Annotated in this window: 25 protein-coding genes; 11 read left to right on the forward strand and 14 right to left on the reverse strand. The window is 46.0% G+C overall.

Annotated elements, in window-relative coordinates; genetic code table 11:
* Positions 1 to 20 precede the first annotated feature (20 nt).
* The 4 genes from PKOR_RS19625 (at position 21) to PKOR_RS19640 (ending at position 4344) form a co-directional block, all read left to right on the forward strand.
* Positions 21 to 1721, forward strand: a complete 1701-nt coding sequence (locus PKOR_RS19625) for an ABC transporter substrate-binding protein (protein ID WP_046312935.1) — start codon at positions 21 to 23, stop codon at positions 1719 to 1721.
* A 28-nt stretch (positions 1722 to 1749) separates the two neighbouring features.
* On the forward strand, positions 1750 to 3048 hold the full coding sequence (hemL, locus tag PKOR_RS19630; protein ID WP_046312937.1) for a glutamate-1-semialdehyde 2,1-aminomutase: 1299 nt from the start codon (positions 1750 to 1752) through the stop codon (positions 3046 to 3048).
* A gap of 121 nt (positions 3049 to 3169) precedes the next feature.
* Positions 3170 to 3706, forward strand: coding sequence for a dCTP deaminase (gene dcd, locus PKOR_RS19635; protein WP_046312938.1), 537 nt, complete (start codon positions 3170 to 3172; stop codon positions 3704 to 3706).
* A 188-nt stretch (positions 3707 to 3894) separates the two neighbouring features.
* Complete coding sequence (locus PKOR_RS19640) at positions 3895 to 4344, forward strand: hypothetical protein (protein WP_046312940.1); 450 nt, start codon at positions 3895 to 3897, stop codon at positions 4342 to 4344.
* An 81-nt stretch (positions 4345 to 4425) separates the two neighbouring features.
* Here the strand turns inward: PKOR_RS19640 and gldC are convergent, their stop codons facing one another.
* Complete coding sequence (gldC, locus tag PKOR_RS19645) at positions 4426 to 4776, reverse strand: gliding motility protein GldC (RefSeq protein WP_046312942.1); 351 nt, start codon at positions 4774 to 4776, stop codon at positions 4426 to 4428.
* Between the two features lie 147 nt (positions 4777 to 4923).
* On the opposite strand from gldC, the gene PKOR_RS19650 reads away from it, so the two are divergent.
* A complete protein-coding gene (locus PKOR_RS19650; protein WP_046312943.1) occupies positions 4924 to 5898 on the forward strand; it encodes an endonuclease/exonuclease/phosphatase family protein in 975 nt (324 codons plus the stop codon).
* A gap of 101 nt (positions 5899 to 5999) precedes the next feature.
* Here the strand turns inward: PKOR_RS19650 and dnaN are convergent, their stop codons facing one another.
* From dnaN to PKOR_RS19680, 6 genes are all read right to left on the reverse strand, one after another.
* On the reverse strand, positions 6000 to 7124 hold the full coding sequence (gene dnaN, locus PKOR_RS19655; protein WP_046312944.1) for a DNA polymerase III subunit beta: 1125 nt from the start codon (positions 7122 to 7124) through the stop codon (positions 6000 to 6002).
* A 107-nt stretch (positions 7125 to 7231) separates the two neighbouring features.
* The gene (gene gldG / locus PKOR_RS19660) at positions 7232 to 8923 is read right to left on the reverse strand and encodes a gliding motility-associated ABC transporter substrate-binding protein GldG (RefSeq protein WP_046312946.1); all 1692 of its coding nucleotides are present in this window, start codon (positions 8921 to 8923) and stop codon (positions 7232 to 7234) included.
* Positions 8917 to 9645 (reverse strand): gliding motility-associated ABC transporter permease subunit GldF, encoded by a 729-nt coding sequence (gene gldF / locus PKOR_RS19665; protein ID WP_046312947.1) that lies wholly within the window; start codon positions 9643 to 9645, stop codon positions 8917 to 8919. Before gldF ends, gldG begins: the two co-directional genes overlap by 7 nt.
* Before the next feature lie 74 nt (positions 9646 to 9719).
* Positions 9720 to 10637: a gliding motility-associated ABC transporter ATP-binding subunit GldA gene (gene gldA, locus PKOR_RS19670; protein ID WP_046312949.1), complete on the reverse strand. Its 918-nt coding sequence runs from the start codon at positions 10635 to 10637 to the stop codon at positions 9720 to 9722.
* Positions 10638 to 10797: 160 nt separating this feature from the next.
* A complete protein-coding gene (locus PKOR_RS19675; RefSeq protein WP_046312950.1) occupies positions 10798 to 11502 on the reverse strand; it encodes an SDR family oxidoreductase in 705 nt (234 codons plus the stop codon).
* Between the two features lie 99 nt (positions 11503 to 11601).
* Complete coding sequence (locus tag PKOR_RS19680; protein WP_046312952.1) at positions 11602 to 12309, reverse strand: SDR family oxidoreductase; 708 nt, start codon at positions 12307 to 12309, stop codon at positions 11602 to 11604.
* A gap of 112 nt (positions 12310 to 12421) precedes the next feature.
* On the opposite strand from PKOR_RS19680, the gene PKOR_RS19685 reads away from it, so the two are divergent.
* Positions 12422 to 13153, forward strand: a complete 732-nt coding sequence (locus PKOR_RS19685) for an MlaE family ABC transporter permease (RefSeq protein WP_046312953.1) — start codon at positions 12422 to 12424, stop codon at positions 13151 to 13153.
* 57 nt (positions 13154 to 13210) lie between these two features.
* Positions 13211 to 14023: an ABC transporter ATP-binding protein gene (locus tag PKOR_RS19690; RefSeq protein WP_046312954.1), complete on the forward strand. Its 813-nt coding sequence runs from the start codon at positions 13211 to 13213 to the stop codon at positions 14021 to 14023.
* A 112-nt stretch (positions 14024 to 14135) separates the two neighbouring features.
* On the opposite strand, the gene PKOR_RS19695 is transcribed toward PKOR_RS19690, so the two are convergent.
* From PKOR_RS19695 to PKOR_RS19710, 4 genes are all read right to left on the reverse strand, one after another.
* Positions 14136 to 15437 carry a NupC/NupG family nucleoside CNT transporter gene (locus tag PKOR_RS19695; RefSeq protein WP_046312955.1) on the reverse strand — a complete coding sequence of 434 codons (1302 nt, stop codon included), beginning with the start codon at positions 15435 to 15437 and terminating at the stop codon, positions 14136 to 14138.
* A 111-nt stretch (positions 15438 to 15548) separates the two neighbouring features.
* Positions 15549 to 16151 carry a bifunctional nuclease family protein gene (locus PKOR_RS19700; protein ID WP_046312956.1) on the reverse strand — a complete coding sequence of 201 codons (603 nt, stop codon included), beginning with the start codon at positions 16149 to 16151 and terminating at the stop codon, positions 15549 to 15551.
* A 19-nt stretch (positions 16152 to 16170) separates the two neighbouring features.
* Complete coding sequence (locus tag PKOR_RS19705; RefSeq protein ID WP_046312957.1) at positions 16171 to 17151, reverse strand: electron transfer flavoprotein subunit alpha/FixB family protein; 981 nt, start codon at positions 17149 to 17151, stop codon at positions 16171 to 16173.
* Positions 17152 to 17153: 2 nt separating this feature from the next.
* Positions 17154 to 17894, reverse strand: coding sequence for an electron transfer flavoprotein subunit beta/FixA family protein (locus tag PKOR_RS19710; protein WP_046312958.1), 741 nt, complete (start codon positions 17892 to 17894; stop codon positions 17154 to 17156).
* Positions 17895 to 17960: 66 nt separating this feature from the next.
* Between PKOR_RS19710 and PKOR_RS19715 the strand changes: the two genes are divergently transcribed.
* A complete protein-coding gene (locus tag PKOR_RS19715) occupies positions 17961 to 18293 on the forward strand; it encodes a tetratricopeptide repeat protein (protein ID WP_046312959.1) in 333 nt (110 codons plus the stop codon).
* A gap of 574 nt (positions 18294 to 18867) precedes the next feature.
* Positions 18868 to 19047, forward strand: coding sequence for a hypothetical protein (locus PKOR_RS24860; RefSeq protein WP_148561752.1), 180 nt, complete (start codon positions 18868 to 18870; stop codon positions 19045 to 19047).
* Positions 19048 to 19152: 105 nt separating this feature from the next.
* Here PKOR_RS24860 and PKOR_RS19720 read toward each other — a convergent pair whose 3' ends face one another.
* Together PKOR_RS19720 and PKOR_RS19725 are read right to left on the reverse strand one after the other, a co-directional pair.
* Positions 19153 to 19449, reverse strand: coding sequence for an antibiotic biosynthesis monooxygenase family protein (locus tag PKOR_RS19720; RefSeq protein WP_046312960.1), 297 nt, complete (start codon positions 19447 to 19449; stop codon positions 19153 to 19155).
* 37 nt (positions 19450 to 19486) lie between these two features.
* Positions 19487 to 21712 (reverse strand): ATP-binding protein, encoded by a 2226-nt coding sequence (locus PKOR_RS19725; protein ID WP_046312961.1) that lies wholly within the window; start codon positions 21710 to 21712, stop codon positions 19487 to 19489.
* Positions 21713 to 22062: 350 nt separating this feature from the next.
* Here PKOR_RS19725 and PKOR_RS19730 point away from each other — a divergent pair, with 350 nt between their 5' ends.
* Positions 22063 to 23127, forward strand: a complete 1065-nt coding sequence (locus PKOR_RS19730; protein ID WP_046312962.1) for a PA0069 family radical SAM protein — start codon at positions 22063 to 22065, stop codon at positions 23125 to 23127.
* A 60-nt stretch (positions 23128 to 23187) separates the two neighbouring features.
* On the opposite strand, the gene PKOR_RS19735 is transcribed toward PKOR_RS19730, so the two are convergent.
* Positions 23188 to 24075 carry a manganese catalase gene (locus PKOR_RS19735; RefSeq protein ID WP_046312963.1) on the reverse strand — a complete coding sequence of 296 codons (888 nt, stop codon included), beginning with the start codon at positions 24073 to 24075 and terminating at the stop codon, positions 23188 to 23190.
* Between the two features lie 269 nt (positions 24076 to 24344).
* On the opposite strand from PKOR_RS19735, the gene PKOR_RS19740 reads away from it, so the two are divergent.
* Entirely contained in the window at positions 24345 to 25136 is a 792-nt protein-coding gene (locus tag PKOR_RS19740; RefSeq protein WP_046312964.1) for an FRG domain-containing protein, read from the forward strand.
* Positions 25137 to 25189: the final 53 nt, after the last annotated feature.

A 25189-nucleotide genomic window follows, 5' to 3' on the forward strand; every position in this document is an offset into this window, starting at 1 on the left:
GTCCGTAAATAAGCTTACGCATGAATAGAAGCCTCTGGAAGAAAATTGCTTGCCTTGCTTTGCTAGGCTCATTGGCACTGCCTGCTCAGGCACAAACACAGGATCCTGCCACTACTTATAGCAATGGCAAAGTTCTGCTACAGCAGCAGCGCTATGACATGGCGATGGCAGAGTTGTCTCCGCTCATAAACTCGGGTAGCACCTATGCACCTGAGGCTTCTTATTTCTATGGGCTGGCAGCCTTGAAGAGCGGTAAGACAGAGGAGGCTTATAAAATGCTCCTGCAGCTGCAAAACCAGCACTCCAATTGGGAGGGTATGGCCGATGCAGATTACCTTTTGGCCAATGTGTTGTTTGAGCAAGGCGAATATGAGCGCGCCCTTAGCAAACTTCAGGAGTTGCAGGGCACAGCACTGGCAAAGGACGCAGAAGGCTTGCAGCGATATTACCTAACCAGGTTAAACGACAGGCCAAAATATGAGCAACTGATGCGGCGCTTCGGCTCCGACAGAACAGTTGCGCAGGTTTATGCTGATAAACTGATTGGCGGCTGGTACCGGCCCGAGGACCGCAGAACTTTGGAAAAATTGGTGCAGGAGTTTAAGCTGGACCCTAACCGTTACCTAAGCAAGAGCGCCCTTAGCAGGCCAGGCTTTGACGTAGCCTTACTCCTACCCTTTCAGCTTAACCAGAATTACGCACAGACTGCCCGTAAAAACCAGTTCGTAACAGACATGTACGCAGGCATGCTGCTTGCGCAGGACTCGCTCCAGAAGCAGGGAATTAACATCAACCTGTATACTTACGACACGGGTGCTGATACTGCAGGGGTAAAAAAGGTGCTGGAGCTACCAGAGATGCAGACTATGGACTTACTTATTGGACCTGTATACAAATCTACAGCCAGAGTAGCAGCTCGCTACGCAGCCAAAAACAACATCAATGTTATTAACCCGCTGTCGCAGGATGCTGAAATGGCAAGGGGAAATAACAATGTTTTCCTGTTTGAGTCATCGGTGGCAACGCAGGCCCGTCAGGCGGCAACGTATGCTTATCAAAACTTCTCTCCTAAAACCGCTGTTATACTTTTCGAGAACGCGAAAGATGACACCACTTTTGCTTACCACTACCGTCAACAGTTCCAGCGCCTTGGGGGCAAAGTAAATGTTTACAAGAAGTTTAATCCAGGGCAAGCATCTGCTACGGCAACCACTTTCCGGGATCTGAACCTGGAGGGAGCTGGACATATGGCCGTTTTCTCAGATAAAATGATTGCCGCCATGAACTCCACTAGCCTGCTGCAGGGTAAGGCTCCTGAGCTTCCTCTTGTTACCTACGATAAGTGGCTAGACATAAATCAAATTACCTTACAGCAGCTGGACTTCCTGCAAGTGTATTTTATAAGCCCAAAGTTTGTTGATAAGCTGAAGCCTGCGAATAAGTGGTTCCGCGAACAGTACACCAAGAGGTACAACCTCCCTCCTTCTCAATACGCTTATGCCGGTTTTGAAATGCTCTTCTATTTCGGGCAGCTTCTGAACCAGTATGGACCACAGTTTAATGGCCAGATGGCTGTAACCGGAGTTCAGCCGGGAGTATTCTATAACGGCATTGGCTATACAGACCGCAGCCTGCGAAACCAGCTACAGCCAGACAACCAGTATGTTCCCATCACTAAACTGGAAAACCTGGAGTTGACTGTAGTTAACCCAATTTTTTAAGAGACATCACACAAGACTATTTATACTTATGATAAAAGCACCAGTAAGCAACGAGCTATTTCAACGCGCACAAAACAGCATCCCAGGCGGTGTAAACTCCCCTGTTAGAGCCTTTAGAGCGGTTGGAGGTAACCCTCGGTTCATGGCTTCGGCCAAAGGACCATACATGTTCGACGAAGACGGCAACCGCTACATCGACCTGATTAACTCCTGGGGACCCATGATATTAGGTCATGCCGCAGAAGTAGTAAACGAGGCAGTGCAGCAAGCTATTCCCAACTCGTTGTCTTTTGGAGCTCCAACACGCAAGGAGATTGAGATAGCCGAGCTGATCGTGAGTATGGTGCCAAGTATAGAGAAGGTGCGTATGGTAAACTCAGGTACAGAGGCTACCATGTCAGCCATTCGTGTGGCACGCGGCTATACAGGCAGAGACAAGATTATTAAGTTTGAAGGGTGCTACCATGGCCACGGAGACTCTTTCCTGATTTCGGCAGGTAGTGGTGCGATTACACTTGGTGTTCCGGATAGCCCTGGTGTAACCAAAGGCACAGCCAATGATACGCTTACTGCCCCATATAATAACCTGGAAGCAGTGCAGACGCTGGTAGACGCCAACAAGGGCCAGGTAGCTGCTATCATACTGGAGCCCGTAGCTGGTAACATGGGATTAGTTACCCCTGCTGAAGGCTTCCTGCAAGGCTTGCGCGACATTTGCAATAGAGAAGGTATAGTGCTGATATTTGACGAGGTGATGACAGGCTTCAGACTGTCTGCAGGTGGTGCACAGCAGCTTTACGGCGTTACACCAGATATGAGCACATTAGGTAAGATCATTGGCGGCGGTATGCCGGTTGGAGCCTATGGTGGTAAAAAAGAGATCATGGAATATGTTGCTCCTGCAGGTCCGGTTTATCAGGCTGGCACACTCTCTGGTAACCCGATTGCTATGGCAGCCGGTATGGCCATGCTCACTTACCTAAAAGAGAACCCTGAAGTATATACACAGCTGGAGCAAATAACCGGCAAAATGGTAGCAGGTATGCAGCAGAACCTGGAAAAACTGGGGCTTAACTATACTATCAACCATGTAGGCTCTATGTTCAGCATTTTCTTTACAGATAAGCCTGTTTACGATTTTGAGTCTGCCAAAACCTCTGATACGGCCTTGTTTGGCCGCTACTTTAACGCAATGCTTCAGCGAGGTGTGTATCTGGCACCATCACAGTATGAGGCGCTGTTTGTTTCTGCAGCTATTACTGAGGAGCTGGCAGAGCAGTACGTGCAGGCAAACTTTGAGGCCCTACAGGAAGCAATAAAGGCTTAAGCTCAGCCCACAGAAAATAGTTAAGGCGGCAGCACTTATAAAAGGTGCTGCCGCTTTTGCATTATTAAGTTGATACATACAGCGCTTCTCCTTACTTTTACATTCCAAAATACCCACCAACATGATTTTATCAGACAAGCAGATACTTGAGGAGATTGAGAAAGGCACTATACTGGTTGAGCCATTTGACCGCTCATGCCTCGGTACAAACTCCTATGACGTACACTTGGGCCGTTACCTGGCTCGTTATAAGGATGAGGTGCTGGACGCCCGCAAACACAACGAAATAGATGTTTTTGAGATACCAGAGGAAGGATTCGTGCTGGAACCAGGGAATCTATACCTGGGTGTAACCCTGGAGTACACCGAGACCCACGCTCACGTACCTTTCCTGGAGGGTAAGTCAAGTGTTGGCCGCTTAGGTATCGATATTCATGCAACTGCAGGCAAAGGCGATGTAGGTTTCTGTAACACCTGGACGCTGGAGATATCTGTATCACAGAAGGTGCGTGTATACTATGGTATGCCTATAGGCCAGCTTATCTACTTTGAAGTAAAAGGCGGCATCGAGAACTATTACAATAAGAAGCTAAACGCAAAATATAACCACCGCACCATAACTCCAGTGGAGTCTATGATGTGGATGAATGAGTGGTAAATATAGCTTAAGATACCATGCCAAAAAGCCCATTTAAGAAGACTTAAATGGGCTTTTTGGCATGGTATCTGCACCATATATAGTATAAAAAAATACTTGCAGACAGAGGAATCTTTGAACAAGACTACTCGTTGTAAGTAAAAAGAAGCGATAATAAAAACTATAGAAAAAAAAGGAAGGATAAGATTATGAAAAAGCTATTGGTAATGATATGTGTGATGTTTGGCTGTGTGTTTTCTACAAAGGCTAGCGGAGGTAAGTCTTCTAAGTCAGTAGTAACAGCACGTGCGCAGCATATGTCAGATCAGATGATCAAACAGCTGCGTCTGAACAACTTCCAGTCCAAGAAATTAAGAGAAATAAACCTGCATGTAGCCGAAGAGATTACAGCTATTGAAATGCAGTATGCCGGTAATCAGGCTAAAATAGATGAGCTTAGCAAACGCGTATATGCAGAACGCGATAAGTTTCTGGAAGACGTTCTGAGCACTGTTCAGTATAACGAATACTTCGGCGATAGAAAAACATATAGCGAAGAAGACAAGAAATACATGGCTAGTCTTCTTAACCGAAGCAATGAAGGTATAGCCGTTGCTGAAAATGCTAGTACTAATAATGCATCAGCAAGTGTAAATTAAGATTTGATATTTTATTATATAAACAGCAGAGCCGCTCTCATACAGAGAGCGGCTCTGCTGTTTTCCTACTTACTTAAGGTGTTATTTAGCACCGGTATCGTTCTTCAGGCGGTCCTGCTCCACGTGGTCGGTTAGCTCCTGGCACAAAGCGCGAATCTTATCGGCCATTACCAGGTCGCTGGTAGCGGTAGCTATACTTTGGGCCATAGCACCCATAGTATCAATGTAAAAGTACTTCATTTCGTCTACCGGCATATCCTTTGTCCAAAGGTCAATCTTCATGGTACCAGCCTCATCACGATCCCAAAGCGAGATATTGATGGCTTTCGCGAAATGGATTTTGTCACCTGCATCTGTTGCTCGCCAGCTAATGGCTTCAGGAATGCGATTGTCATCCAGGGCTATGCTAAAGTATATTTCTGATTTCTTCATGAGCTCAATATTAAACTTTCTAGTATAGTGTTCTCGTAATATGGTTATCTTACTATGATAGCACAAAGTTACGCGATGCGCCACGGATTTAAAACCCTCTTACTCTTTTTTACCATTCTCACCCTTAGCGGCTGTTCCAGGCTACCTATGTCCTCACAAAAAGGAAAGCTCTACACACTCGCTTTTTACAACACAGAGAAGTTTTTTGACACCAAAAATGATCCTAAAACTGATGATGACGCCTTTACCCCAGACGGGGAAATGCAGTGGACAGAGGAAAAGTATAAGCTAAAGCTAAATAATATTGCAAGTGTGATAGCCGGAATCGGTGGTGATAATGGACCAGCCATAATAGGGCTTTGCGAAATTGAAAACAGGCAGGTACTGCAAGACCTTTTAGACACTGTGCCATTGCGCAAGCATGGCTATAACATTATACACCAGGACATGAATGACAGGCAAGGACTGGATGTAGCACTATTTTACAAACCAAAGGTGTTCAAACCTACCTCTACACAGTATATCAGCATAGACTTCAAAGAAAAAGGATTCAGATCGCGTGATATACTGCAGGTAAAAGGCGAACTGCGTGGTGAGTTGGTAACAATATACGTAAATCACTGGCCTGCCCGTACACCTACCCGAAGAGGCCGCCAGGATGACAGCCGTTTACATGCCGCCGCTGCAGCCCTTCGGCAGGAGATAAATAAACAGCAAAAGATAGACCCTAATGCTAAAGTGATTGTAATGGGAGACTTTGACACTGAGCCACGATCAGATGTGATGCAAAAGACACTGAATGCCACCGGTCGACCTAATCCCGCCTTCAAGGAAGAGTTGTTTAACACGCATTATCTTTCCTATGTTAATGGCTTAGGTAGCTACGTCAGCAGGGGTGACTTTCAGATGCTCGACCAGATCATGATATCCAAATCATTTATTGACCCACAGAGCGGCCTGGAGTATGTAAGAGGCTCTGCTAAAATACATGACCCTGTAAACATAAAGTTTACGCTAGGCAAGTATAAGGAGGCTCCTCGTAGCACTTTTAATGGCAACCTATACTCTGGTGGCTATTCAGATCACTTCCCGGTATATATTCAAGTGAGAAGGGTTAAATAGGCTCTATACAGTAACGAGCTTGATAAACCTCTTACAGATAAGCAGAAACAGAAAAGGCGGACCATTGCGGTTCGCCTTTTCTGAATCAATAAGTATAAATTTTAAACGTAGTTGTTCAGCATTACTGGCATTACCAGCATCAGTACATCTTCGGCTTCTTCGTTAACAATTGGCATCAGCAAACCAGCACGGTTCGGTGTAGAAAGCTCAAAAGTAATCTCATCAGAATCGATGTTGTTGAGCATCTCCATCAGGAACTTAGCGTTGAAACCAATTTCCATATCCTCACCTTCATACTGGCAAGTCAGGCGCTCATTTGCTTCATTCGAGAAATCAAGGTCCTCAGCAGAAACCTGCAACTCAGATCCTGACAGCTTCAGACGGATCTGGTGTGTTGTTTTGTTTGAGTAGATGGAGATACGCTTCACAGAGCTCAGTAGGTCTGTGCGGTCAATTACCAGCTTGTTCGGGTTCTGCACCGGAATCACGTTCTCATAATCCGGATAACGCTCGTCAATCAAACGGCAGATCATGCGGATGTTATCAAAGCTGAAGAAAGCGTTCGACTGGTTGAACTCCATACGTACAGCAGTCGCCTCTGATGGCAGCGTAGACTTTAACAGGGTGAAAGCCTTGCGAGGTATAATGATAGAAGCCTCCTGGTCCGTTCCTACATCCGTACGACGGTAACGCAGCAGACGGTGGCCATCTGTAGCTACAAACGTAACGCTTTCGCTGCGCAGTTGCACAAAAATACCAGTCATGGCTGGGCGAAGCTCATCGTTGCTAACAGCAAAGATAGTTTTGTTTATCGCTCTGGACAATACATTAGACGGGATCTCGATGGCATTGCCACCCTGTACCACTGGCACACGAGGGAAGTCAGTCGCATTCTCACCAGACAGCTTATATCGACCGTTAGAAGAGCTGATTTCAATGGTATACGTCTCTTCGTCGATTGTGAAGGTAACGGGCTGATCCGGCAGGTTCTTCAGCGTTTCCAACAGGATTTTGGCAGGAGCGGCAATACGGCCATTCTCCTTTGCCTCCACCGGCAATTCAGTGATCATGGATGTTTCAAGATCGCTGGCTGTGATGGTGAGCTTGCTGTTGTTTATCTCGAACAGGAAGTTCTCAAGGATAGGTACCACCGGGTTATTGGTGACCACACCATTTATGCTGGATAGCTGCTTCAGAAGAGCAGAGGAAGAGACGATGAATTTCATTATGTATACCTATAATGTTATTAAGGCAAAGTTAAAAATATTTAGTTTTTCTCCTAGGCCTTTTGTAAGTCCTTTTTCGTGGCAGCCTGTGTTATAGACAGATAATTTTAAAACCGCTCATACTTGCGCTTCCGCAGGTAATAACGGGTAATGCCAAACAGGCCAAGCAGTACTATCGGAGCTACAAGATTCAACAATTGCCAATAGGTTTTCTCTTCTCTGACTCGCACCTTATCAAGCGGGCGCAGCGCAATTTCCTTACTTCTTACGTTTATCAACCCTTCTGCATCCAAGAGGTAGTGAATAGTATTTATAGCTAGTTCCTTATTGGCAAAAGTGAGGTTATTATACCTGTCGAAACCTAATTCATAGGCTTGTCCGGTACGTGGATTCACCTCATTGCGCACTAAATCTCCATCAGAGAACACGGCAATTTTAGATTCCCCCCCCTGCTCTTGCACCTGCGTATTCTGCACGCCAGCCGGTGCTTTCCTGTTCCGGAACAAGGAGGTGAACTTTCCTTCAAGTAAATATCCCACTGGCTGCTGCCCTGCCTGGTACTGCTGCGGGTTTACCTCCATACGCGCCTCCTCCAGCGTTAGTGGCACCGGCGCATCCATTATGCGTGAATAGGTCGAAGTATAAACCAGAGGTGTCTTTCTTACACCATCGGCTTTTACCGTATCCATGGTGCTGATAAACTTAGAATAGACAGCATCCAGGTTACGCGTAATAGGATGTTTGCTAAAATTGTTAAGCAAAGGGTAGAAGCGCCAATTCACCATTTCTGTCTGAGGCTTATCACCCAGGTAGCCTGTAACCATCGGTATAAAACCAGAGTTCAGGTCCATAATCAGGTTAGGGTTCAAGCGCACTCCGTAGCGGAACAGCAGGTCATCCAGGTTCAGGTTGTAAGGCATGGCAAACGTGCCTCCTGCCCCTACACTATCCATGTTGGCATTGATAGGATCGATAAAGAACACAGCTTTGCCACCTTTCATGATAAACTGGTCGATCTTATACTTATCAGCCTCAGAAAAAGCCTGTGTCGGCTTGGCAACAATGATCAGGTCTAATCCTTCCAGAGAGGGAATCTGATCCAGTTCCCCACGCGCGACGCGGTAATACTCCTGCAAAGACCCTAGCAGGTCTGTTACCTGCTGCTGCTCCAGCTCGCCTTGGCCAGTTATATAACCAATAATCTTATTGCCCTGGAAGGCTATTTTACGAATGGCAGTAGCCAATTCATACTCCACTCCCTCTACCGATTGGTTCAAGCGCTCATCAGGCGAAGCTGCCAGGTTACCTTTCAACAGGTTTACTGCTGCTTCCTTACCGTTATAGCGGATAATTGCTCCCGGGAACACCAGGCGCTCCACTTGCTTACCATCCTCGGTAGCACGTAGGTTAGTAGGCATAATCCCTTTTTGAGCAAGCGAAGTATAGAACTCATTGCGCTGCTGCTCATCGGTAATTTCGGTTGGGTCGATAAAGTTATAGCGCAAATTGCCACCAGCATATATACGGAACTCGTCCAGCGTTTCGCGCACGGATTGCTGCAGCCGTTTAAAACCAGCAGGAAAATCACCTTCCAGATACACATCCACCACAACCTCGCTCTGCAGATTGCCCAGCATCTGCTTCGTAACAGGGGCAATGGTATAGCGCTTATCTTCCGTAAGGTCCAGCCGGAAAAAGTAGTTAGCGGCTAAAACGTTTAATAGTATAATACCACCCACCAAGGCCAGGAACATCATAATGTCGCGGCCGCGTTTGCTCTTATTTTGCTCCGTTACCATTTTCTGCTCCTCAAAACAAGTTTAGTGGCTAAGACCATAATGGCGATAACGCTCAGGAAGTACAACACGTCACGTGAATCAATAAGGCCCTTGCTGATGGCGGTATAATGATAAGAAATGCCTAGCTGACCGATATAGTAACTGAAGCTGCCCCATACAGGTATAGAGGCGATAAGGTCAAATCCGGTGTAAATAATATAGCAAAGGAAAACGGCGATCACGAAAGATATAATCTGGTTATCAGAAATAGCCGAGGAGAAGACACCAATGGCACAGAAAACACCAGCCAAGAAGATTAGGCCAAGATAAGAACCTACTACTGCAGCGGAATCTACGTTTCCTTGGGGATTACCTAGATCATACACAGCGTAATAGTATAGTAAGGTTGGCAACAAAGCGAACAGTGCCAGCAGCAATGCAGCAAAATACTTCCCGAGTATCAGCTGCAAATCAGTAATGGGTTTTGTTAGCAGCAGTTCTATTGTCCCCTCCCGTTTCTCCTCTGCGAAGGTGCGCATGGTAATAGCAGGTATCAGGAACAGGAACACCCATGGAGCCATGCTGAACAGGGTTTGCATGTCTGCAAATCCGTATTCCAGCACACTGCTCTCGGGGAATATCCACATAAACATGCCAATGGCCACCAGAAAAACGGAAATCACGATGTACGCGATCAACGAGTTAAGGAAGCCATTAAATTCTTTCTTTAAGATTGCGAGCATCTATTTCTTTAAATCTGAATGCTGAGTTATAAGTAAGGGCTAATTTAAACCGTCGTGTGTTTAATCTGTAGCTCCTATTTTGCTTTTGTGAGTTGCTGAAAAATTTGCTCCAGAGAGCTTTCCTCCTGCCGCAGCCCGACTAAAGGCCAGTTACGCTCAGCTGCTATTCGGAATACATTGGAGCGCACATCAGCCTCTTTGCTGGAAATTATGCGGTACGTATGCCCCTGTGCCAACTCTACCCGCTGCACACCAGGTATACTTTGCAAAACGTTCACCTCCACCGGGCCTTCAAACTCCACCAGTGTGATCTTCTCGTTTTTGCCTGCAGCCTGCAAGCTGGCTACATCGCTGTTTGCAACTAGTTTGCCGCGGTTAATAATAACCACTCGGTCGCAGATAGCCGCTACCTCCTGCATGATGTGCGTAGAGAAAATAACTGTTTTGTTCTGTCCTATCTGCTTAATGAGCGAGCGTATCTCAACGATCTGGTTGGGATCCAAGCCAGTAGTAGGCTCGTCAAGTATAAGCACTTGAGGGTCGTGCACCAGCGCCTGGGCTAAGCCTACTCTTTGTCGGTAACCCTTCGACAAGGCACCTATCTTTTTACCCTGCTCCAAGGTGAGTCCGCAAAGCTCCACCATTTCCTGCACACGCGCTTTGCCTACTTTACCTTTAAGGCCATAGACAGAGGCAACAAATTGCAGGTACTCATGCACGTACATGTCCAGGTAAAGCGGGTTGTGCTCTGGCAGGTAGCCTACGTTGCGGCGTACAGCAATAGGGTCCTGCACCACATCATGTCCTGCCACCAGTACGGTGCCTGCAGAAGGTGGTAAGTAGCAGGTTGCTATCTTCATGGTAGTAGACTTACCGGCACCATTTGGTCCCAGAAAACCCAGTATCTGCCCCTGCTCTACTGTGAACGAAATATCATCCACAGCTCGCTGTGCCCTGTAAATTTTTGTTAGATTCTTTACTTCAACAGACAACGTAGTAGCCTTTTTCTCTATTAAACTCGGAAGGTAGTATGCCTACCAGCCAGTGCAAAATTAATACTTCCAAATTCAGGAAAGCGTATTGATAAGGTAATTTAAGACATGGCCATCCCAAGTGCCCTGGTATAAGCAAGCATCAGACCAAAAACTTGCTTTACTTCTGTCGTCTGCCTTTTGGCATCAAAGGCCTAACCTCTATATCTACATGGTGGTAGTTCGGGTGAGACTCAATCGCATGAAGTATGGTAGACGCAATATCTTCCGGGCGCATCATGTTATCGCTTACCGTAATACTTTCAATGTTGTCAAAGAAGTTTGTTTGTACCGAACCAGGATAGATACAGGTTACCTTTACACCATAGTCGCGCACTTCTTTGTACAGTGAGTGCGAAATACCCCGTACAGCATGCTTAGTTCCGCAGTAGCCAGACATCTGCTCAACGCCTGTAGTGCCTGCAATTGAAGAGATGTTAATGATGTGCCCCTCTCCCAGTTCTTTCATCCCAGGCACTATCAAACGTGTGCAGTAGAAGATACCATTCACATTCGTTTCAAACATGGTGTGCCAGTCCTCCAGGCTCATGTCTTCCAATAAACCGGCAATACCTAATCCTGCATTGTTAACCAGCACCTGCACATGCGTACCAAGCTGCGATATGGTTTGGTCAAAAGCACGCTGCACCGACTCATTATAACGCACATCACATTCAAAAAAATGAAAATGCTCATGCTTCAGGTCTGGTGCTGTTCTTCCCCAGCCGGCAACTATAGAACCTTTGTTAAGCAGTGCCTCTACTGTTGCCAAACCTATGCCTTTGCTCACGCCAGTCACCACGGCCAATTTTCCTTCTAATTCCATAGTTTTTGCAGATTAAATTTGAACGGTGATTATGTGAATGAGAGCTAAATGGCTTGCCATGCAAACCTGTTTAACTCTTTCACATTCTAAGTCTCTAACTTACAAGTCTCCCAGCTGAGGCCTGATCAGGATTTCCTCCACCACGCTGTTCAGTGACAGATTGTATGCACCCCAGATAGCCATTGCCACATCATCTGACTTCATAAAACGCTCTGGCGGCAGGTCTATCCCTTCCCAGCTTGCCGTGTGAGTGGCTCCCGGAAGTACAGCCGTTACCCGTACATTATGCTCCTTTAGTTCTTCGCGCAGTACTTTGCTCATACCATAAATCGCGAACTTGGAGATACAGTAAGAGCCGCCATTTGTATAAGCCGTTATACTTGCTGTAGAGCACATATTAAATATATGGCCGGAGCGGCGGCTAATCATACCCGGCACAACGGCCTTGGTCATGTAGTAGGCGCTGTACAGGTTGGTATTAATCATAAACGGCAGCGCCTCATCGTCCTCCTCCGTTATCTTACCAGGTATAAACAGGCCACTGTTATTCACCAGCACATCAACCTGCACATTCAGGCTCTGCACATACTTTACAAAGCGCTTCTGCGAATCGCGGTCACTTAAATCAGCTTCGTGGTAGAAAACTTTAGAGAAAGTATAATTCTGCTCGATCTCCAGCTTCAACTTTTGAAGGTCCTTCTCGTTTCTGGAACAGGTGATAATGTGAAAGCCCTCTTTGGCAAACTGCTCTATAACGGCACGCCCAATGCCTTTCGTCCCTCCTGTAACCAAAATATATTGGTGCATGGTATCTTCAGTTTTATATGTTTTCCAATTTTAGCCGTAATATAGGTAATTAACAGTATTTTTGCTTATATACACTTAAATTACCCTGTTTTCAAAACCTCAGCACCGCCATATGTTGCAGAATTTCGGAAAGTACCTTCTCTTTATGAAGAGCCTTGTCGCCCGGGGGGAATCGCCAAAAATTGTTTTCAAAAGAACCATGGATGAGGCGATGCTGATCGGCATCAACTCCATTTTTATTGTCGCTATCGTTTCCACTTTTATTGGTGCTGTAACTTGTGTGCAAACGTCCTATAACTTAGTTAACGCCCTTATTCCACGTTCCACCATTGGTTATATGGTGCGCGAGATGACAATTCTGGAACTAGCCCCCACCATTACCTCCATAGTGTTGGCAGGCAAAGTCGGCTCAAGTATAGCCGGTGGTTTGGGTACCATGCAGATCACTGAACAGGTAGATGCGCTGGAGGTAATGGGTATAAACTCAGCTTCTTACCTAGTGCTCCCTAAAATATTAGCAGCACTGTTCGTGTTCCCCATGCTGGTGATTATCTCGATGTTCCTGAGTATAACCGGCGGCTATGTGGCTGGTACGCTAACAGGCGAGATTACTGCTCAGGAATACATCACAGGTATACGGGGAGACTTTGTACCGTATAACATTGTGTTTGCTCTGATCAAATCGCTGGTTTTTGCTTTACTCATCTCTTCTATCTCCTCTTTTAGAGGATATTTTACCTCCGGAGGAGCATTAGAGGTAGGTGCAGCAAGTACTGCAGCCGTAACCAACAGTGTGATAGCCGTGCTTATAGCTGACTTTATTTGTGCTCAGCTCCTGCTCTAGCACCTTTTATATGAACAAGTGAGCCAGAGCTTTATTTTACCGTATTGAACAGTATACATGATTGAGATACATAACATACATAAGAGCTTTAACGGCAAAAAAGTATTGGATGGTATTAGTGGCGTATTCGAGACGGGTAAGACTAACCTGCTGCTTGGCGCCAGTGGTACCGGTAAAAGTGTTTTGCTAAAGTGCATCGTAGGTTTGGTGAAGCCGGATATTGGCAGCGTAACCTTCGACGGCACATACTTTACCAATAATAAGTTGGATATCCGGCAAGAAATCCGGCGCAAGATCGGCATGCTGTTTCAGAGCTCGGCCCTTTTTGACTCCATGACTGTAGAGCAGAACGTGGAGTTTCCGTTAAAGATGCTCTCTCACATGCCTAAGGATGAACGCATGGATAGAGTAAACTTTTGCCTGCAGCGTGTGGGGCTGGAGAATGCCAATAAGAAGATGCCTTCTGAACTAAGTGGTGGTATGAAAAAAAGGGTGGGTATAGCCCGTGCCATAGCTCCGAACTGTACTTATCTTTTCTGCGATGAGCCAAACTCCGGCCTGGATCCTTTAACAGCCATCAAAATTGATGCACTGATAGCTGAAATTACCGAAGAATATAATATCACGACTATTGTTGTTACACATGACATGAACTCGGTGATTGAAATCGGCGAAAAAATCATGTTCTTATACCAGGGTAAGAAGTTATGGGAAGGTTCCCGGGACACGATACTGGACTCGAATGTGCAGGAACTAAATGAGTTTATTTTTGCTAACCGCCTGATGCGCGACGCCAAAAAAGTGGAGGAAGAAGAGGAAGAAGAGGAGGAAGAGGAGGAACAAGGCAAGGGTGTCCAGCCTACCAGATAGCTTTATAGCCTACTTTATAACATAAAAGCGCCCTCTGCTGTACAGCAGAGGGCGCTTTTATGTTATAATATTTCAAAATCCGCCAGCCTCTATGAAGCAAGGCAGTTACAACTTAAATTCCGTACAGCATGCCAGCTACAGTGGCTGTCATCATACAGGCAAGCGAAGCCCCAAGAAGTGCCAGGAATCCCAGTTTTGACAAGTTGCCTTGCTGGTTTGGTGCCATACTACCGATACCTCCAATTTGGATGGCAATAGAGCTGAAGTTAGAGAAACCACAGAGCGCATAGGTTGACATGATCAGTGATTTTTCGCTTAGTGAGCCGGCCGCTTTCATATTAGCCAAATCCAGGTAAGCCACGAACTCATTTACAGCTGTTTTCTGCCCAAGTAAGCTACCAACCTGCAGTGTATCCTGCCATGGAACACCCATGATGAAGGCAAAAATTCTGAAGATCTGGCCAAGGATATATTGGAATGAAAAGCCGTTAAACTGACCATTGGTACTGGCAACAACAAAGTCATTCAAGCCGGTTAAACCACCAATTTTTATAAGTACATAGTTAAGCAATGCAATAACTGCAATAAAGGCAAGCAACATTCCACCCACATTAGCAGCTAGTTTAAGACCATCTGCTGCACCACGGCTAAGCGCATCTACAAGGTTTACCCCCAGCTGCTCTTCGTTTACCTCCAGCTCTGTATTGATCTTCTCTGGCTCTGTTTCAGGTACCAGTATTTTAGCAAGCACTATACCCGCAGGAGCGTTCATGATGGAAGCTGTGAGCAAGTGAGCCGCAAATATAGCCTGCTGGTTCGGGTCATCCCCTCCCAAGAAAGCGACATAGGCCGCCAATACACCTCCAGCCAGTGTTGCCATACCTCCTGTCATCAAACACATAAGTTCAGACCTGGTCATACGGGAGATAAATGGCCGTACCAGCAGTGGCGCCTCCGTTTGCCCCAGAAAGATGTTACCAGCAGCCGATAAACTTTCGGCACCCGACAATCGCATACCTTTAGACATTACCCATGCTATTCCGAATACTAGTTTCTGAAGCACGCCCAGGTAGTATAAACCAGCTGATACTGTAGAAAAGAAGATGATGGTAGGTAATACAGAAAAGGCGAAAATAAAGCCAAGACCGCCATTATTAGCAGGATTCGCCAGGTTACCAAACAAAAATTCAGCACCGGACTGGGAGAAGCTGAGCAGCTTTACAAAAAGTCTGCTGACAAAGGCAAAGCCATCTGCCACTAGGGGCACCTGCGTTACAAGCACACCAAAAAGAATCTGAAGAAAGAGGCCAAAACCGACTAGTTTCCAGTCTATGGCTTTTCTTTTTTTGGAAAAAATGATAGCTATGCCTACTAGTAATAACAGGCCGCCAACACCCCTTAGAATATCGAACATTATTGTTGGTTGAAAGACAAAATCGGCCAAAATTAAGTCTAATATCTGGTAAAACAAAAAGGTTCGAAACCACACGGCTCCGAACCTTCTGAATCTTATACTTAAGTTAAATCAGTTTCGCTTATTCAACTCATCTCTTATCTTGGCTGCCTTCTCGTAATCCTCCTTTTCGAGGGCTTCGTTCAGCATTTTGTTCAGCTCATCCACTGAGGTTTGGCTCAACGACTCCTTGGTGCCAGAGCTAGTTGAGGAAGAGCTGCTCTTTACAGTCATCTCTTCATTTTCATCCTCCTCCTCTTCCAGATCGCTCAGAATAATACCAGCCTCCGATAGAACACTCTCTACGGTGTAAATAGGCACACCGAAGCGAAGGCCAATGGCGATGGCATCTGATGGACGGGCATCTAACTCAAACTCTTTGGTGCCGTTGGTGCACACAATTTTGGAATAGAACACACCTTCCTTCAGATCAGAGATCAGTATCTCTGTTACACGCACATCCAACTCCTCAGCAAAAGACTTAAATAAGTCGTGCGTGAGGGGGCGGTTAGGATTTATTTTCTCGATCTGAATAGCAATGGACTGCGCCTCGAACATACCAATAATGATAGGCAGTCTTCTGTTTCCCTCTCTCTCCCCCAACACAAGGGCAAAAGAGCCCGTCTGAGACTGGCTTGAGGAGAGTCCGAGTATCTCTAACTGAATTTTATCCACAGTATCTTTCTTCTAAAGTCTATTTGTCTAAAGCTCTAGCAGCTTCAATTAATTTAGGAACAACCTCAAACGCATCGCCAACTATACCGTAATCAGCGGCTTTAAAGAACGGCGCTTCAGGATCCTTATTAATAACGACAATCACTTTAGAAGAGTTAACCCCAGCAAGGTGCTGGATAGCTCCAGAGATACCGATAGCAATGTACAGGTTAGGGCTTACCGTGATTCCTGTCTGCCCAACGTGCTCGTGGTGAGGTCTCCAATCCATATCAGAAACAGGCTTGGAGCAGGCAGTGGCAGCACCCAGGGCTTTCGCCAGATCCTCAACCAGGTGCCAGTTCTCCGGTCCCTTCAGACCACGGCCGCCAGAAACCACAATTTCTGCTTCCGGTAGCAATACACCACCGTCTGTATCCTGCATTACCGTCTCCTTGGGAGCTGCGGCAAAATCAGTGTCGGCCAGATCAGCGGAAATTTTCTCTACTGTAGCTGTGCTACCTGCATTGCTGGTAATGTCGTAGGCGTTTTTCTTAACAGCGATGATTTTCACATCAGAAGTAAGGGCCACATCAGCAAAAGCTTTGCCTGAGAATACCCCACGTGTAACAGTGAAAGAACCACCATCTGTTTTAGGAAGAGAAGTAACGTTAGTTGCCAGCGAGCCATTCAGGCGCACTGCCAACTTAGCTCCCACTGCAGCCCCAATGTTGGAGTTGGAGAATACCAGAACGGCTGCATTCTCCTGCTGGGCAGCTTTGGCAATAACCTTAACATAAGCGTCAGCTACAAACTGCTTCAGGCGATCGTCTGCATCATACAATACTTTGCTAATACCCTGCTCACCTAATTTAGTAAGTGCCTCTTCGTGTACCTCACCAATTGCAACGGCTGTGGCAGAAGTGCCTAACTGCTGTGCCACCTGGCTTCCGTAAGATGCTGCCTCTAACGAGGACTTTTTGATCTCTCCGTTAAGACCTTCTACAAATACTAATACAGACATAGTTATAGTACTTTAGCTTCGTTTCTCAATAATGTGATTAGTTCTCCGGCGTTTTCTGGAGCGATCATCTTCACGCCGCTCTTCTTCTCAGGCTTGCTGTAGTTTACGTACTCAGCCTTAGCCTCTGCTCCCACTGGCTCCACTACTTTAAGAGGCTTGGTGCGGGCAGTCATGATACCACGCATGTTCGGGATACGAGGCTCAGACATAGGCTGCTGTGCGCTGGCTACAAATGGCAGCTTTACCTCCACTACTTCCTTGCCACCCTCAATCTCGCGCTCCAGGCGGGCAGTGGTATCATCAACCATATCAAGCTTAAAAGCTGGCACCACAGTTGGAATACCCAAAAGCTCTCCAACCATGTTGTGCACCTGTGAACCATTGTAGTCGATGGACTCTTTACCCATCAGGATCAGGTCGTATTTGTTTTCTTTGGCTATGGCAGCAATTTGCTGTGCTACAAAGAAAGCATCTTTAGGTTGTGCGTTTACCCGAATAGCTTCGTCTGCGCCAATGGCAAGTGCCTTTCTAATATTTGGCTCAGCGTCTGCCTCGCCTACGTTTAAAACGGTTACTGTGCCACCTTTTGCTTCTTTTAGCTCAATGGCTCTTGTAAGTGCGTACTCATCCCAGGGGTTGATCACGAACTGTACGCCGTTTTTGTCAAACTCTTTGTTATCAGCCGTAAAGTTTATTTTGGATGTGGTATCCGGTACGTTACTGATGCAAACTAATATTTTCATGGTTAGAAATGTTAGCTTTTTAAATATAGATTTGTGCGAAGTTAATTAAAATATAGGCAATTCGAAATGAACCAAAATAGAATAGAGCAGCTCTTCAAGTTTCTGGAAGATGACCCGAATGATGCATTCACTTTATATGCCATTGCAACTGAATATCGCAAAGAAAACCCACAGAAAGCACTGGAATATTATGAAAAACTGCTAACTGAACACGAGAATTACGTGGGCACTTACTATCATGCTGCCAAGCTATACGAAGAGCTAGGACAAAACGATGTTGCCGAGCGCACTTACAAAAAAGGAATGCAAATCAGTCGGCAGGAAGGCAACTTACACGCTTTCTCAGAACTGCAGCAGGCTTATAATAAATTGATGGGACTGGATTACGAAGACGACTAGCCGACTGCCAGTTAACCTCATACCACCTGCATCAAAAATAGTATGCATGCAGCATATTTGCAAGCAGCATTTTATACTTGATACAGCTAAGAAGTGTTTCGTGTTTTTCTTTTAACCGCTATCATTATACGGCTCCCAAATTCCTGAACTGGAAAAGTAAGGTCTGCGGGCACGCGACAAGACTAGTAACATTGAAAAGGTCCAGTACATGCGGCTTTGGCGCATTTACTGGACCTTTTATTATCTACAACATAAGGTACAAGAACAAGGAAATTCATACTCAAATGTAAACTACGAGCTCCCGCATGTACTAGTTCAGGTATAGAGATCGATTATGCAACTTACGAGAAAATGCCAAAGAAAGCCCTGGCACTCATATCTTTGGCAGTATAAGCGGATGTGCAGTTTTATCAGGCTCTTAAACGTAAGCTAACAGAAAGGGAAGGAGAAAGCCCTTCCCTTTCTCTTCATCTTAAAAGCCTGGACAGTACCTAGCGGCTGCCCCATCCGCAGGCATGAGTGAGTGTAGGCCCGGAAGATGAATGTTTTTTTTCCACTTAAGCCCCTTTCAGCTATGAAGAATTTACTCTGTCAGAACCTGGGCGTCGATGTGGGCAAAGACGCCCAGGATGTGGTGCGACATCCTTTCACTTTTGTTGGGTTCGGTCTTACCCTATGTTCTACCGCCTGCACTTGCCGGCTGTTACCTTTGCTGCAGCAAACATGCCCTGCACCGGGATGTGAACGCAGCTAGTAATATAAGAAATAAGGCGGTCGGGCAGACCGTTTCAGCTTGGGAGATATACGGTCGCAGTAGCCAGGTAGCCCAAGAATCCAACCTGCTTTAGCGGTGGGAATGTCAATCGCTTACTAAATCAAAAAAGCGAATCTTAGTGCTGTTCGGCACTAGCTTTAATCCCTTCGGTATGCCAGCATGAGACTCTTTCATGTGGTTCTTGTACCATGTTTTATAGCTGTCCTCGTCTTCCCAATAAGTCATCAGGTAAATTTGGTCAGGGTTATCTTGAGGAATCAGCACCTGCAGTTTTACGAATCCCTGAGCACTGTCTACAAAGTGAGGACGATTAATAAAGGCTTCTCTTACTTCGGGCGCCATATCATTGGCGATCGTAAATGTACTAACTGCTATAAACATAAAAAGTAAAGTATAAATCTTTTTGCAGGAGATTAGACTAAAGGCAAACAGTGAACGTTGTTCCAACACCTGGTTCGCTCACCACACTGAGGCTCCCTCCCAATGCCTCCACCTGCACCTTCGACAGGTACAGGCCCAAGCCTTTTGCATCCTTGTTACCATGAAATGTGGCGTAAGGATCGAACATTTTACCTCCGAACTTCTCCATATCGATGCCCAGGCCATTGTCAGAAACAGCAAGACACACCTGCTCCTGCTCCTGCCAGGATGATACCTCTACTACTGGCTGCCTTTCAGACGAGCGATATTTCAAAGCATTGGATAACAAGTTGTGCAGCACGCTCTCAAGGTATATTTTAGGCCCCTTTACGGTTTGTACCTTCAGGTCAGTTTTAACCTGTGCGTTTGATTCCAGTATCTGCGATTGCAGGTTCTGCAGCTCTTTCTCCACTACCTCCGAAATGCTCACCTCCTGGTGGTCTAGTTGCTGCTCTAGCTCACTTTTTAGAATCAGGTTCAAATCATCGATGGTGGCCGACATGTTCTGAATCATGTTCCGCATCAGTTCCATTACCTCCTTAGTGGTATCCGGATCAGGATTGGATTCATACAAATCATAAAGGCCAAGCATGTTGCTTAGCGGAGACCGCAGGTTATGAGAAATGATATGCGTGAAGTCCTCCAGGCGTTTGTTCTTTGTCAAGAGCTTGCTGGTCGTTTCCGAAAGATCAGTATTTAGCGCCTCCAGTTTTGCTTTTTGGTTTCGGAGCACCACCGCAATCAAGTCTTTAACCAACAGCTGCGCAATTTCTATCTCGTTTAGCGACCAGGGCTGTGATTTGCCTTTGATGATTTCTTCCCACTTTGCAAATGACTTCCGGGGGTGAACGCGCTTGGTATCTTCCTGCACTGGCTTCTCAGGATCACCTGCCCAGATACGCTTCTCCAGTATCTCCGGCTTAAAAAACAAAAGATACTCTTTATTGAACTTCGATATCTCAAGTGCTAGAAGACCAGCCGACTGTTGGCGGATGTCCGCTGCAGCATAGTATATGGTTGACAGTTCACGAGTAAAGAGTACACGTTCAGTAACATTATTTGTAAGCCAGTCTACAAGTTCTCTTAAAGCCGTTTCGCTAGGAGTATCGCCTGTAGTATACATGTTCCCGTTCAGGAACAGGGCCGCACCTGTAGCCTCTGAAAGTTCCAGCAAGCTATTCCTGTTCTTTTCAAGCCCTTCGTTTACACTATTGCTATTTACAATTCGCTCCAGCAGCTGCTCTTCAATTACTTTATAATTCTCAAATTTACGTTGATCGCGGTATTCTTGCTGGGCCAACACTACGTTGGCAAAGGCCTGCGCAACATTGTAGCAGAGCTGACGCTTCCAGAAGTTTACGAGAACAGGAGTTTTATTCTGGCAGGCAATGATTCCCCACAGTTTGCCATTCACTAGTACCGAAAGCGAAAGCGTAGCTTGTACACCCATGTGCTGCAGGTACTCCAGGTGAATCTCGGAAGGGTTACGCAACTCTGAACGGATAATGTTAGAGGGTGAACTTGTGGTTGGGTTAAGGTACGGCACAATATCAACAGCAACTGCCGACACATTAGCAATCTGGCGCACAGGCTTCTTCACCAAAAGCGCCCGTGCTTGCACAGGAATATCAGAGGCCGGAAAATGATGGTACAGATAAGATTGCAAACCAGGCTTTACATTTTCAGCTATTACTTCCCCATGCCAATCCTCATCAAATCGATAGAGCATTACCTGGTCGTAGCCGATTGCCTGCTGCACAAAGCCCACTGTTAGTTCGGCCTGCTCAATTAAGGTACTCCTGCGGTCCAGTTCAGCCTGGAAGTTGGTATAGGCACTTGTCAAGGCCAGCAGCTCCTCATCTCCTGAAGGTTGTTCATAAGGCTCACACTCCAATACAAGACTTCCCTGAGATTGATGAACAAATCCAAAGAACTGTTCCCCCTGCAGCTGTAGCAGTTGCGGATTTGCTTGCCCTTCACTCCTCAACTGGCTTATTAACTTTTCATACTCCTCCTGTTCCACCAGTGCCTGCAACGTTTTTCCTGCAAGCTGTGCTGGGTCAGCTTGCAGAAAGTTTCCGATGTTCTCACTCACCTGCTCAACTTCAAGGGTCTGCTCATTAAGGATCAGCAAAAATCCGTGGGGTTGAATGCGCCCTATGATGTGGATTGGCTCCGCATCGCAATTTGTAAGATCAACCTTGAAATTAGGGTAATTCTGCATTGGGTTAATAGGGTAAAGTTGCTGTTTAAGCACCAGAGTAAGTGCAAATCACTATCTGCCGCTGAAAAGAGACGCTTGACATAATACGTACCCAGGAAGAAACTGTAGCAACTGACCCTCCGGACACCTGAAAAGAACCGTACAGCGGAAAGTTAATAATTTAATGCTAAACTCCCAGCCCTCTGCTTTCACAGCTGCCCACAGGCTTATTTTCTGACTCCTAAAATGGTGAAAGTCAATCTCCCTCTTTTCCACTCCACCTTTACCCCAGCAAAAAGTTTACTTACTGCTGCTAATAAAACTAAATTATTTAGCTAAACTAATTATATTAGCATAAAGAATACATTGTTATGATAAAGGCAGGTGATTACCTCAAAGGCCGAGGTGCACAGTATAATCCCAATAACCCGTACCTGAAGCAAGAGTATGTGGCAGAGCATGTAGAGGGACTGGACGAGCAGATGCTTAGTAACTCCAATACAGAATTTCTAAGAGAGCACCCTAAAAAGATTGTTAATAAGGTGGATAGCCCTGACTTGGGTCAGGGCTACTCGCTAAACCCTTACCAAGGCTGCGAACACGGATGCGTTTACTGTTACGCCCGCAACACCCACCAATACTGGGGCTATGGAGCTGGGCTTGACTTTGAGCGCAAGATCATCATCAAAGAAAATGCAGCCCAAACTTTAGCCAAGCAGTTAGAAAGCCCGAACTGGAAAGTAATGCCTATCATGCTTGCCGGCAACACCGACTGCTACCAACCTATAGAAGCTAAAAAGAAATTGACTCGACAGGTGCTGGAGGTATTGCTACAGTATCGCCACCCTGTTAGCATCATCACTAAGAATGCGCTCATACTCCGAGACCTAGACCTGCTAAAGGAGCTGAATAAGTATGACCTGGTGCATGTTAACATCAGCATCACCACATTGGATGAGAAGCTACGACAGAATCTTGAGCCACGCACTGCCTCTGCTGCTAAACGGCTTGACGTTGTGAGGCAGCTAAGTGCAGAAGGTATACCTGTTAATGTAATGACGGCTCCTATTATACCCGGCCTGAACGATTCAGAAATCCCGAAACTGATACAAGCTGCCGCAGAGGCCGGAGCCAGTAATGCGGCTTATACTTTGGTGCGCTTAAACGGCAATATCGGGCCTATTTTTGAAGATTGGATACGGCAGGCATTGCCAGAGAAGGCGGAAAAAGTCTTAAGCCAGATTGCCGACTGCCATGGAGGACAATTGAACGACAGCAGGTTTGGTACACGCATGCATGGTGAAGGCAAATTTGCAGAGATGATCTATAAGATGTTTAGAATTAGTAAACAGAAACACATGGCAGGCCGAAGTATGAAACCCTACAACTACGGCCACTTTTGCCAGCGCAAAGGCAAACAGCTTGGGCTTTTTTGATCAAAATGAGGGAGCTCACAAAATGAGCTCCCTTTTCAACAACGTTAAGCAATCTTATTATTAGGTTAACTTCTCTTTTACTTTATCTACCAAGCCACTGGCACCACCTGTCATTTGCTCTTTCTGGGCATGGCCACGTGGGTCTGGTGGAGCAAGCTCTGGTTTTTGACCTTTAGGCATGGCAGGCACTACTTTAAACTCACCTTTGCCATCCATAGACTGTCCGGTACCCCAACGGCTACTTTTCATTCGCTCAGCAGCACCATCCTCATCATTGATCTTGGTTGAGACAAAAGCGTAGTTGAACTCCTGGTTCTCTTCTGCTTGAGGGAATGAGTTTGGTATAGGATGAACTCCGTTCAGGCCACCCAATTCCTCCAGTACAGCCAACCACTGGTTCTGGTGCATGGTATCGCGGGCTATCAGGAAGGCAAGCATATCCTTCATTCCTGGATCATCAGTAGCTTCCCAAAGCCGGGTAGCCAAGAGCCTACCTGTGGACTCAGCCATTACGTTAGCATACATATCAGCAGCAAGGTTACCACTGCCTACTACCCATGAGCCATTAAATGGCACACCATTGCTGTCTACTGCCATAGCTGCTAAACCGGAAGATAAGACATGTCGTGGGTTCATGCCTCCCATTACAGCGCCAATAACCTTGTCTTTAGCCATTTCTTCCTGTAAAGATACAGGTGCTCCCTCCAGGTTAAGTGCAACAGCCGTAGCCAGCATTTCGATATGAGCAATTTCCTCGGTGCCTGTCTCCATCAGCATATCACGGTATTTCTGCGGCCCTCTGGAGCCCCAGGCCTGAAAGAGATACTGTAAGCAGACTCTGATTTCGCCTTCTATACCACCAATAGCTTGCTGAAGCATATTAGCAAAAGCTGGGTTTGGTTTCTCTACCCTTACTTTGTACTGAAGTTTGCTGTCATGATAAAACATAAGCTTGTTTCATATTTTAGTTATACATAGCAAACTTTTACGCTACGAGATTCATGTAGTTATACCATTAATCATCAAACAAATTCAATACTGTACTAATATTACTATATAGGGCTTGTAGGTTTTATACCTATACTTGCTCCAGATGTACATCCTAAGTGACCTATCAAGAAAATGTGGTGCAAGAAATCTTCAGTAAAACTATTGCAGTTTGCTGCAGTATATGCTTACTGCACACTTAATCGACTTCCAAACTAAAGTGACACTGCGTGGAAAAAGGACAAGATATAGTAGTTAGCTCCTGGGCAGAACTTCAGGCTGCCCTCTTTGACCATAGCTGGGATGAAACAATCCAGCGCTTCCGTTCATCCTTTATTTATCGCGGCACCTGGAGCAAGTCTTTTGACCTGAGGACAAGTATCATGCGCATTGGCAGCAAGTATGATGAGTTAGAGCCACACCTGTTGCGCAACTTCAGAAAGTACGCGCACAACAACGCTACTCCAGGTGACTCAATATGGAACTGGCTGGCAGTAGCTCAACACCACGGTTTGCCTACGCGTCTGCTTGACTGGACCTACTCCCCTTATGTTGCGCTACACTTTGCCACAGCTAACCTGCGCCACTATGATGAAGATGGTTGTATCTGGTGCGTTAATTATGTTAAGTCAAGCGAATGCCTGCCACCGCCTCTTAGAACTGCCCTGCAGGAAGAAGGCTCTAATGTATTCACTCCTGAAATGCTGGAACCTGTAGCACCATCGTTCAAGGCCTTGAAGAGTTTTCAGGATGAAGAGTATGTACTGTTTCTAGAACCACCTTCTGTTGACGCGCGCATTGTGCACCAGTATGCCCTCTTTTCAATGATGTCTGATGTAAAGGCAGAATTAAGCAAATGGCTGCAGCAACACCCCGAGCTATACTTCCGCGTGATTATACCAAAGGAACTGAAATGGGAAGTGCGTGATAAGCTTGACCAGGCCAATATAACAGAGCGTGTCTTGTTCCCTGGTCTGTCTGGACTAAGTCAGTGGCTGAAGCGGCACTACACCCACAAATGATTTTTTACAAAAAACAGGTCACGGAATCAGCAATACTTACCAAAAATGTATAA

The organism is Pontibacter korlensis (assembly GCF_000973725.1).
Lineage (GTDB): Bacteria > Bacteroidota > Bacteroidia > Cytophagales > Hymenobacteraceae > Pontibacter > Pontibacter korlensis.

Bases quoted from the DNA above. Each gene is read 5' to 3' on its own strand.
- PKOR_RS19625 (WP_046312935.1), top strand. From the start codon at position 21: ATGAATAGAAGCCTCTGGAAGAAAATTGCTTGCCTTGCTTTGCTAGGC.
- hemL (WP_046312937.1), top strand. From the start codon at position 1,750: ATGATAAAAGCACCAGTAAGCAACGAGCTATTTCAACGCGCACAAAAC.
- dcd (WP_046312938.1), top strand. From the start codon at position 3,170: ATGATTTTATCAGACAAGCAGATACTTGAGGAGATTGAGAAAGGCACT.
- PKOR_RS19640 (WP_046312940.1), top strand. From the start codon at position 3,895: ATGAAAAAGCTATTGGTAATGATATGTGTGATGTTTGGCTGTGTGTTT.
- gldC (WP_046312942.1), bottom strand. From the start codon at position 4,776: ATGAAGAAATCAGAAATATACTTTAGCATAGCCCTGGATGACAATCGC.
- PKOR_RS19650 (WP_046312943.1), top strand. From the start codon at position 4,924: ATGTCCTCACAAAAAGGAAAGCTCTACACACTCGCTTTTTACAACACA.
- dnaN (WP_046312944.1), bottom strand. From the start codon at position 7,124: ATGAAATTCATCGTCTCTTCCTCTGCTCTTCTGAAGCAGCTATCCAGC.
- gldG (WP_046312946.1), bottom strand. From the start codon at position 8,923: ATGGTAACGGAGCAAAATAAGAGCAAACGCGGCCGCGACATTATGATG.
- gldF (WP_046312947.1), bottom strand. From the start codon at position 9,645: ATGCTCGCAATCTTAAAGAAAGAATTTAATGGCTTCCTTAACTCGTTG.
- PKOR_RS19675 (WP_046312950.1), bottom strand. From the start codon at position 11,502: ATGGAATTAGAAGGAAAATTGGCCGTGGTGACTGGCGTGAGCAAAGGC.
- PKOR_RS19680 (WP_046312952.1), bottom strand. From the start codon at position 12,309: ATGCACCAATATATTTTGGTTACAGGAGGGACGAAAGGCATTGGGCGT.
- PKOR_RS19685 (WP_046312953.1), top strand. From the start codon at position 12,422: ATGTTGCAGAATTTCGGAAAGTACCTTCTCTTTATGAAGAGCCTTGTC.
- PKOR_RS19690 (WP_046312954.1), top strand. From the start codon at position 13,211: ATGATTGAGATACATAACATACATAAGAGCTTTAACGGCAAAAAAGTA.
- PKOR_RS19695 (WP_046312955.1), bottom strand. From the start codon at position 15,437: ATGTTCGATATTCTAAGGGGTGTTGGCGGCCTGTTATTACTAGTAGGC.
- PKOR_RS19705 (WP_046312957.1), bottom strand. From the start codon at position 17,151: ATGTCTGTATTAGTATTTGTAGAAGGTCTTAACGGAGAGATCAAAAAG.
- PKOR_RS19710 (WP_046312958.1), bottom strand. From the start codon at position 17,894: ATGAAAATATTAGTTTGCATCAGTAACGTACCGGATACCACATCCAAA.
- PKOR_RS19715 (WP_046312959.1), top strand. From the start codon at position 17,961: ATGAACCAAAATAGAATAGAGCAGCTCTTCAAGTTTCTGGAAGATGAC.
- PKOR_RS24860 (WP_148561752.1), top strand. From the start codon at position 18,868: ATGAAGAATTTACTCTGTCAGAACCTGGGCGTCGATGTGGGCAAAGAC.
- PKOR_RS19720 (WP_046312960.1), bottom strand. From the start codon at position 19,449: ATGTTTATAGCAGTTAGTACATTTACGATCGCCAATGATATGGCGCCC.
- PKOR_RS19725 (WP_046312961.1), bottom strand. From the start codon at position 21,712: ATGCAGAATTACCCTAATTTCAAGGTTGATCTTACAAATTGCGATGCG.
- PKOR_RS19730 (WP_046312962.1), top strand. From the start codon at position 22,063: ATGATAAAGGCAGGTGATTACCTCAAAGGCCGAGGTGCACAGTATAAT.
- PKOR_RS19735 (WP_046312963.1), bottom strand. From the start codon at position 24,075: ATGTTTTATCATGACAGCAAACTTCAGTACAAAGTAAGGGTAGAGAAA.